This is a genomic window from Sphingomonas bacterium, from assembly GCF_903644055.1.
Taxonomy (GTDB): Bacteria; Pseudomonadota; Alphaproteobacteria; order Sphingomonadales; family Sphingomonadaceae; genus Sphingomonas_I.
The window spans coordinates 1-3,507 of the sequence record NZ_CAHJXD010000157.1; the positions used below are offsets into that span (position 1 = coordinate 1).

A 3,507-nucleotide genomic window follows, 5' to 3' on the forward strand; every position below is an offset into this window, starting at 1 on the left:
GCGCGCACCGCCGGCGCGCCGCCGACATGGACGCGCACGTCGAACGGGCCGGTGGTCCGCACGCGATCGAAGCCGCCGACGGGAAAGCCGCGCGTCGCGGCGGCGGCGGGCATCGCGAGGCCCGCGAACAGGACGATGGCGATCACGGTCTGGCGCATGTCATACCTCCACTGTGTTAGCGAAGTATTACACCTGTGTGCGCGGGAAGGTCAAGCGGCTTGGAGGCTATCCTTCCAGATGAAGCGTCACCCCGGCCTTGAGCCGGGGTCCCGCTTCTTGTTCAGCGTCGGCCAAGCAGCGGGACCCCGGCTCAAGGCCGGGGTGACGTCGGCAGGACAAACTCCAGCCGATATGCCGTCAAGCCGGGGTCCGTGGAAGCAGGCGCGTCCGATGTCACGAGATACCGGCCAGCGCTGGCATGACGGTTAAGGCGATCCGATCAGGCGACCTTGTTGTGGATCGCCGCCGCGGCGCGGAGGATATCGAGGATCTTGACCTGCGCGGCGGGCTCGTCGACCGCTTCCATCGCGGCGAGCTCGCGCGCGAGACGGCTGCACGCCGCCTCGAAGATCTGGCGCTCGGAATAGCTCTGCTCGGGCTGATCCTCGGCGCGGAACAGATCGCGCACCACCTCGGCGATCGAGACGAGATCGCCCGAATTGATCTTGGCCTCATATTCCTGCGCGCGGCGCGACCACATCGTGCGCTTGACCTTGGGCTTGCCCTTGAGCGTGGTCAGCGCCTCGTTCATCGTCACGTTGGACGAGAGCTTGCGCATGCCGACGCTCTCGGCCTTGTTGGTCGGCACGCGGAGCGTCATCCGCTCCTTTTCGAAGCGCAACACGTAGAGCTCGAGTTTGGCTCCGGCGATTTCCTGGCTTTGCAGCTCGACGACGCGGCCGACACCATGCTTGGGATAGACGACATAATCGCCCACGACGAAACTCAGCGCCATAGCAGCCATGAATCTGCAACCTTTCTGCTCAAGCAAGCCACCGTGCCCTGCGAGGTCCGGCGCTTGCTCGCGCGGCCTGGCAGCAACGAAACGGGGCTGACGATCACCAATTCCAAGAGCGCGACCCGAACGATCGACCTCGTTCCCGCTTGTAACACAAAATCGATAACCATGCCAGCTTTGCGCCGCACCATGGCGCGGTGCTGTCGATTCAGTCGCCCTGGCCGGGCTCCGGCGAGAAGACAGTGTCATATTTGTCGGCGACGCCCTTCCAGTCGTCGGCGTCGGCGGGCGCGTCGCGCTTGCGCGTGATGTTGGGCCATTGCGCGGAGAAGCTGGTGTTGACCTCCAGCCATTTCTCGAGCCCGCTCTCGGTATCGGGGAGGATCGCCTCGGCGGGGCATTCGGGCTCGCAGACGCCGCAATCGATGCATTCGCTGGGATTGATGACGAGCATATTCTCGCCCTCGTAGAAGCAGTCGACGGGGCAGACCTCGACGCAATCCATATATTTGCAGCGAATGCAGGCGTCGGTGACGACGTAGGTCATTGGTTCACGCTCCCGGAATGCGCAGGCGCATATTGCGCCGCACGCATGCCCGTCAACCGCTGTCGCATTGGGGCGGTGGCGCGAGATCGTGATAGCAGGCGCTCGCTTCGGGCGCGGAGCCGCGGCGCGCGGGCAAAGCCTCGATCCTGAGCACGCGGACGCGATCGTGGAGCGGGAAGCTCAGCACCATCCCGGAGCGGACCTCGGCATGCGGCTTGTCGCAGGGGCGGCCATCGATGCGGAGATGGCCCCGCGCGACGAGCGCGGCGGCAAGCGGGCGCGTCTTGGTCAGCCGCGCGAACCAGAGGAACTTGTCGAGCCTCATGCAGGCGCTACTTCGTCGTTCCTGCGAAGCTGGGATTTCCGCACCGGAAGCGCGCTTAATTTCCAAACAGCCTGCGCGGGAATGACGCGGTCGTTGGGATCAGGCCACCGCGTTCCTCTTGGCATAGCGGTACAGCCCCCAGGTCAGCGCGAAGAACAGCAATGTCCCGCCGATCAGCGCCGTCGTCTCGAAGCTTTCGCCGGCCAGCGCCAGCGGCGCGTCGCTGCCCGAGAGGTAGACGATCAGCGCGAAGGCGACGCCCCACAGGCTCTCGCCGACGATCATTCCCGTCGCGGTGAGCACGCCGGTGCGGAGCGCGGTTTCGGGATCGGCGGCGCGCCGGGCCCAGCGATCGTAGAATGCGCCGATCACAGCGCCGATCACCACGGGCAGCGTCACCGCCATCGGCAGATAGATGCCGAGCCCCGCGCCCAGCGGCGGCAGCCGGAGCTTGCCCAGCCGGCCGAGCACCTCGTCCAGCACGATCAGCCCCGCGCCGATGCCCACGCCGATGCCGATCATCCGCCAGTTGAGATTGCCGCCGAGCACCCCCTTGGCGAGCGCCGAGATCAGCGCCGCCTGCGGCGCGGGCAGCGCGTTCGGCCCCGCGCCGGGCGCGCCCTGGAAGCCGAGCGTGGAGCCGAGCAATTGCAGCACCGGCGGCACGATCAGGCTGCCGAACAGCACGCCGAAGATCAGCGCCACCTGCTGCTTCCACGGCGTCGCGCCGACGAGCTGGCCGGTCTTCAGATCCTGGAGATTGTCGTTGGAGATCGTCGCGACGCCGAACACGATGCCCGTGACGATCAGCGCATAGGCGACCAGCGCCTGCGTCGTCCCCGCCGGCTGATCGCGCCCGAACAGGCCGACGAGCAGCAGCGACGCGGCGAGCGCCGAGAGGATGCCGATCCCCGAGACCGGGCTGTTCGATGCGCCGATCAGCCCCGCCATATAGCCGCACACCGCCGCGATCACGAGCCCGAGCACCAGCACGAACAGCAAAGCGCCGCCGATCAGCACGAACGCCGATGCCGCCAGCGGCCCACCCGCCAGCGTCGTCCACAGCAGATAGGCGATCGGCGCCAGTACCGCGAGCGTGCCCGCCGCGACGATGCCGATCGGCAGGTCGCGATCCTGGAGCGCCAGCGTCTCGCCGCGCCCGCGCGCGCCCGCGTCGGCGAGCGACGAGCGGATGCCCGCGACCACCGGCCCCATCACGCGCAGCAGGGTCCAGATCGCCGCCGCGCCGATCACGCCCGCGCCGAGGAAGCGCACGTCGCTGCGGAACACGCTGTTGGCGAGCACCTGCGCGGTGGCGGTCGTCGCCGTCGGTGCCGCGGCGGTGAGGATCGGCAGCACCACCCACCAGCCGATCGCCATCCCCAGGAAGATCGCGAGGCCCACCGACAGCCCGACGAGATGCCCCGCGCCGATCAAGGCGAACGACAGCCCGCCCGAAATCCCCGTCGCGCCCGCCCCGGCGCGGAACCAGACCGCCGCCTCCGCCGCCGCGAGCCGCGTCTGGGTGAGGATCGCGAACCCCGCCGAGACGAGCGCGTTGAGCACGATCACCTTGAGCCCGCGCGCGCTCGCCGCCTCGCCGGTGCGGCTGCCCGCGCCGACGAGCAGCACCTCGGCCGCCGCGCGCCCCTCCGGAAACGGCAGGTCGCTGTCGAC

At 68.5% G+C, this 3,507-nt stretch carries 4 protein-coding genes; all 4 read right to left on the reverse strand.

The genetic code is table 11. The annotated features are described in order from the left end of the window. Positions 1-439 precede the first annotated feature (439 nt). A complete protein-coding gene (locus HUU94_RS06880; RefSeq protein ID WP_174274358.1) occupies positions 440-964 on the reverse strand; it encodes a CarD family transcriptional regulator in 525 nt (174 codons plus the stop codon). Positions 965-1,166: 202 nt separating this feature from the next. Beyond that, complete coding sequence (gene fdxA / locus HUU94_RS06885; RefSeq protein ID WP_174274359.1) at positions 1,167-1,505, reverse strand: ferredoxin FdxA; 339 nt, start codon at positions 1,503-1,505, stop codon at positions 1,167-1,169. Positions 1,506-1,557: 52 nt separating this feature from the next. Next, positions 1,558-1,830 carry an RNA-binding S4 domain-containing protein gene (locus tag HUU94_RS06890; protein WP_174274360.1) on the reverse strand — a complete coding sequence of 91 codons (273 nt, stop codon included), beginning with the start codon at positions 1,828-1,830 and terminating at the stop codon, positions 1,558-1,560. Positions 1,831-1,929: 99 nt separating this feature from the next. Continuing rightward, positions 1,930-3,507, reverse strand: a 1,578-nt coding sequence (locus HUU94_RS06895) for an OPT family oligopeptide transporter (RefSeq protein ID WP_174274361.1), incomplete at its 5' end; no start/stop codon positions are given.